3 rRNA genes are annotated in these 5,756 nt (G+C 55.8%); all 3 read left to right on the plus strand.

Annotated features, from left to right (window positions below):
- The first annotated feature begins 204 nt into the window (after positions 1-204).
- Positions 205-1,733: ribosomal RNA gene (locus BJEO58_RS14505) — 16S ribosomal RNA — on the plus strand.
- 479 nt (positions 1,734-2,212) lie between these two features.
- Positions 2,213-5,338, plus strand: a 23S ribosomal RNA gene (locus BJEO58_RS14510).
- Positions 5,339-5,615: 277 nt separating this feature from the next.
- Positions 5,616-5,732 (plus strand): 5S ribosomal RNA (gene rrf / locus BJEO58_RS14515).
- The 16S, 23S and 5S rRNA genes sit together here, the layout of an rRNA operon.
- Positions 5,733-5,756: the final 24 nt, after the last annotated feature.

The raw sequence follows: 5,756 nt of genomic DNA on the forward strand, positions 1-5,756 counted from the left end.
ATATGGAGAGCACCTTTCGGTGAGGGCTGGGCGTTGTGTGTCTGGTCGGATCGGTTTGTGTGTCTGTTCTTTGAGAACTCAATAGCGTGTTTGTTTGTTTTTGATGATGCCAGTTATTTATTTGCTGGGATCTCAACAATGTAGCTTTTTTAGCAGCTTGTTGATTTCTTGGCCAGGTGATTGACCTGTCTGAAAACATGTAAATTTTTGGAGAGTTTGATCCTGGCTCAGGACGAACGCTGGCGGCGTGCTTAACACATGCAAGTCGAACGATGAAGTCTGGTGCTTGCACCAGGCGGATTAGTGGCGAACGGGTGAGTAACACGTGAGTAACCTGCCCCTGACTGCGGGATAAGCCCGGGAAACTGGGTCTAATACCGCATATGACACCTGGCCGCATGGTCTGGGTGTGGAAAGTTTTTCGGTTGGGGATGGGCTCGCGGCCTATCAGCTTGTTGGTGGGGTAAAGGCCCACCAAGGCGACGACGGGTAGCCGGCCTGAGAGGGCGACCGGCCACACTGGGACTGAGACACGGCCCAGACTCCTACGGGAGGCAGCAGTGGGGAATATTGCACAATGGGGGAAACCCTGATGCAGCGACGCCGCGTGAGGGATGACGGCCTTCGGGTTGTAAACCTCTTTCAGTAGGGAAGAAGCCTTTCGAGGTGACGGTACCTGCAGAAGAAGTACCGGCTAACTACGTGCCAGCAGCCGCGGTAATACGTAGGGTACAAGCGTTGTCCGGAATTATTGGGCGTAAAGAGCTCGTAGGCGGTCCGTCGCGTCTGCTGTGGAAACGCAAGGCTCAACCTTGCGCGTGCAGTGGGTACGGGCGGACTAGAGTGCAGTAGGGGAGTCTGGAATTCCTGGTGTAGCGGTGAAATGCGCAGATATCAGGAGGAACACCGGTGGCGAAGGCGGGACTCTGGGCTGTTACTGACGCTGAGGAGCGAAAGCATGGGGAGCGAACAGGATTAGATACCCTGGTAGTCCATGCCGTAAACGTTGGGCACTAGGTGTGGGGCTCATTCCACGAGTTCCGCGCCGCAGCTAACGCATTAAGTGCCCCGCCTGGGGAGTACGGCCGCAAGGCTAAAACTCAAAGGAATTGACGGGGGCCCGCACAAGCGGCGGAGCATGCGGATTAATTCGATGCAACGCGAAGAACCTTACCAAGGCTTGACATACACCGGAATGTGCCAGAGATGGTTCAGCCCTTTGGGCTGGTGTACAGGTGGTGCATGGTTGTCGTCAGCTCGTGTCGTGAGATGTTGGGTTAAGTCCCGCAACGAGCGCAACCCTCGTTCTATGTTGCCAGCACGTCATGGTGGGAACTCATAGGAGACTGCCGGGGTCAACTCGGAGGAAGGTGGGGATGACGTCAAATCATCATGCCCTTTATGTCTTGGGCTTCACGCATGCTACAATGGTCGGTACAAAGGGTGGCGAGACCGTGAGGTGGAGCGAATCCCAGAAAGCCGATCTCAGTTCGGATCGTAGTCTGCAACTCGACTACGTGAAGTCGGAGTCGCTAGTAATCGCAGATCAGCAACGCTGCGGTGAATACGTTCCCGGGCCTTGTACACACCGCCCGTCAAGTCACGAAAGTCGGTAACACCCGAAGCCGGTGGCCCAACCCTTGTGGGGGGAGCCGTCGAAGGTGGGACTGGTGATTGGGACTAAGTCGTAACAAGGTAGCCGTACCGGAAGGTGCGGCTGGATCACCTCCTTTCTAAGGAGCATCACAGAACCCCCGCGCTTCTGCGTGGGTGGGTGTGGCCACGTGCATGCCGTTCGTGTGTGCAGTGGTTGCTCATGGGTGGAACATCATCAGATTCTTCTTGCGCTGTCTGGCCGTCTGGCTGGGTGGTGTGAGGCAAACACGCTGTTGGGTCCTGGGAGAACAGGCCCCTGCGGCTCTTTCCGCGTTGCGCATCCCCTTGTTGGGGGTGTGGGTGTGATGGGGGTGTGCGGGTGGTTTGTGTGTCTCCTGGCCGGCCCTTCTCATGGGCTCCTGCGTTGGTGGGGGTGTGTGGGTGGGTGACTGGTTGTGGATCTTGGTTTCTTCATAGTGGACGCGAGCATCTGGGCATCATGATCGTTCTCACCGTTGGGTGGGTGTGGTTGTGGTGTTCTGTGTAATTTTTTTGTTGTTGTGTTTCTTGTGTTATCCGACTCGCGCTGCCTGTCAACACTTTTCGTGTGGTGGTGGTGTGAGTGTTCAAGAGCGCATGGTGGATGCCTTGGCATCAGGAGCCGATGAAGGACGCGGTAATCTGCGATAAGCCTCGGGGAGTTGATAAACGAACGGTGATCCGAGGGTGTCCGAATGGGGAAACCCCGCGGCATGTTATGTGCCGTGACCCGCATCTGAATATATAGGATGTGTGGAGGGAACGTGGGGAAGTGAAACATCTCAGTACCCACAGGAAGAGAAAACAATTGTGATTCCGTTAGTAGTGGCGAGCGAACGCGGACCAGCCTAAACCGTGTGTGTGTCAAACGTGCTGGTGTTGCATACGCGGTGTTGTGGGGTTGCCCGTCTTTCTCCAGCATGAGGAGGACGCGCTGCAGTGGTTGTAGTCGAACACGGTGGGAAACGTGACCGTAGTGGGTGAGAGTCCCGTAGACGAAACGGCTGCTGGGCGTGTGTGGTGATACCCGAGTAGCACGGGACCCGTGAAATCCCGTGTGAATCTGCCAGGACCACCTGGTAAGGCTAAATACTTCCTGATGACCGATAGCGGATAGTACCGTGAGGGAATGGTGAAAAGTACCCCGGGAGGGGAGTGAAATAGTACCTGAAACCATGCGCTTACAATCCGTCAGAGCCTCCTTGTTGGGGTGATGGCGTGCCTTTTGAAGAATGAGCCTGCGAGTTAGCGGCACGTGGCGAGGTTAACCCTTGGGGGGTAGCCGTAGCGAAAGCGAGTCCGAATAGGGCGATTGAGTCGCGTGTCCTAGACCCGAAGCGGAGTGATCTAGCCATGGGCAGGGTGAAGCGATGGTAAGACGTCGTGGAGGCCCGCACCCACTTCAGTTGAAAATGGAGGGGATGACCTGTGGTTAGGGGTGAAAGGCCAATCAAACTCTGTGATAGCTGGTTCTCCCCGAAATGCATTTAGGTGCAGCGTTGTGTGTTTCTTGCCGGAGGTAGAGCTACTGGATGGCCGATGGGCCCCACCGGGTTACTGACGTCAGCCAAACTCCGAATGCCGGTAAGTGTAAGCATGGCAGTGAGACTGCGGGGGATAAGCTTCGTGGTCGAGAGGGAAACAGCCCAGACCACCAACTAAGGCCCCTAAGCGTGTGCTCAGTGGGAAAGGATGTGGAGTTGCGAAGACAACCAGGAGGTTGGCTTAGAAGCAGCCATCCTTGAAAGAGTGCGTAATAGCTCACTGGTCAAGTGATTCCGCGCCGATAATGTAGCGGGGCTTAAGCACACCGCCGAAGTTGTGGCAGTACCACGCGTATCCGAGCCGGCGCCCTCATTCGTGGGGAGTGTTTGGTTGAGGTGTGGTATTGGGTAGGGGAGCGTCGTGTGGCCGGTGAAGCTGCGGGGTGACCCAGTGGTGGAGGCTATGCGAGTGAGAATGCAGGCATGAGTAGCGAAAGAAGGGTGAGAAACCCTTCCGCCGGATGACCAAGGGTTCCAGGGCTAGGCTAATCCGCCCTGGGTAAGTCGGGACCTAAGGCGAGGCCGACAGGCGTAGTCGATGGACAACGGGTTGATATTCCCGTACCGGCGAAGAACCGCCCATACTGAGGCATGTGAGACTAACCTTGTGATGCCCCTCCCTGACCTTCGGGTTGGGGTGTTGGGTTGAGTGAGGGACCTGAACGTGTAGTAGGTAAACGTATTAACAGGTGTGACGCAGGAAGGTAGCCGGGCCGCGCGATGGTAGTCGTGGTCTAAGGTCGTAGGACTCCTGGTAGGTAAATCCGCTGGGTATATGTCTGAGAGCTGATGGGCGCCCACTTTGGTGGGTGATCCGGTGATCCTATGCTGCCGAGAAAAGCATCGACGTGAGGTTCCAGCCGCCCGTACCCTATTACCGACTCAGGTGGTCAGGTAGAGAATACTAAGGCGATCGAGATAATCGTGGTTAAGGAACTCGGCAAAATGCCCCCGTAACTTCGGGAGAAGGGGGGCCATCCTGGTGATCCATCTTTTCGGTGGTGAGCTGGTGGTGGCCGCAGAGACCAGGGAGAAGCGACTGTTTACTAAAAACACAGGTCCGTGCGAAGACGTAAGTCGATGTATACGGACTGACGCCTGCCCGGTGCTGGAAGGTTAAGAGGACCTGTTAGGCCACTTTGTGGTCGAAGCGGAGAATTTAAGCCCCAGTAAACGGCGGTGGTAACTATAACCATCCTAAGGTAGCGAAATTCCTTGTCGGGTAAGTTCCGACCTGCACGAATGGCGTAACGACTTCTCCACTGTCTCAACCACGAACTCGGCGAAATTGCACTACGAGTAAAGATGCTCGTTACGCGCAGCAGGACGGAAAGACCCCGAGACCTTCACTATAGTTTGGTATTGGTGTTCGGTATGGCTTGTGTAGGATAGGTGGGAGACTATGAAGCATGCACGCTAGTGTGTGTGGAGTCATCGTTGAAATACCACTCTGGCCATTCTGGATTCCTTAACTTCGGACCCTGATCGGGTCCAGGGACAGTGCCTGATGGGTAGTTTAACTGGGGCGGTTGCCTCCTAAAGAGTAACGGAGGCGCCCAAAGGTTCCCTCAGCCTGGTTGGCAATCAGGTGTCGAGTGTAAGTGCACAAGGGAGCTTGACTGTGAGACGGACGTGTCGAGCAGGAGCGAAAGCTGGGACTAGTGACCCGGCCGTGGATTGTGGAATCGCGGTCGCTCAACGGATAAAAGGTACCTCGGGGATAACAGGCTGATCTTGCCCAAGAGTCCATATCGACGGCATGGTTTGGCACCTCGATGTCGGCTCGTCGCATCCTGGGGCTGTAGTCGGTCCCAAGGGTTGGGCTGTTCGCCCATTAAAGCGGTACGCGAGCTGGGTTTAGAACGTCGTGAGACAGTTCGGTCCCTATCCGCTGCGTGCGTAGGAAATTTGAGAAGGGCTGTCCTTAGTACGAGAGGACCGGGACGGACGAACCTCTGGTGTGCCAGTTGTACCGCCAGGTGCATGGCTGGTTGGCTACGTTCGGGAAGGATAACCGCTGAAAGCATCTAAGCGGGAAGCCTGCTTCAAGATGAGATTTCCTTTGAGGTGCCCTGTAGACGACAGGGTTGATAGGCCAGATGTGGAAGCGCAGCAATGTGTGGAGCTGACTGGTACTAATACACCGATCACTCACCCAAGTACACCCTTTCAAAAGGGGGTGTGGCCCCGCATGTGGTGGGGTGGTTGCGGGTCGGGTAACACGAGTTAAACACGTCAACAAACAAGATTTGTGCAACAGTTGCTGTTGTGTCTGCGTCACAGAAGCACCCCGTCCCTGGGTATCTGGGGTGGGTGGTGTTGTGTGGTGTGTGTTCGCGTCCATGAAGAGATCTTTGATCTGCCGCCCCCCTCGTGGTAGTTGTGCTGGGTGGGGTGGGGAGATATATACACGCCGGAAGGTGTGTCCCGTGTTTTTGCGGTGGTTATAGCGGTAGGGAAACGCCCGGTCCCATTCCGAACCCGGAAGCTAAGCCTGCCAGCGCTGATGGTACTGCACTCGATAGGGTGTGGGAGAGTAAGACACCGCCGCAATTCTTTTTAGGGGTTAGAGCCCGA

Origin of the sequence: Brevibacterium jeotgali (genome assembly GCF_900169175.1) — a bacterium.
In the GTDB taxonomy this organism is placed as follows: domain Bacteria; phylum Actinomycetota; class Actinomycetes; order Actinomycetales; family Brevibacteriaceae; genus Brevibacterium; species Brevibacterium jeotgali.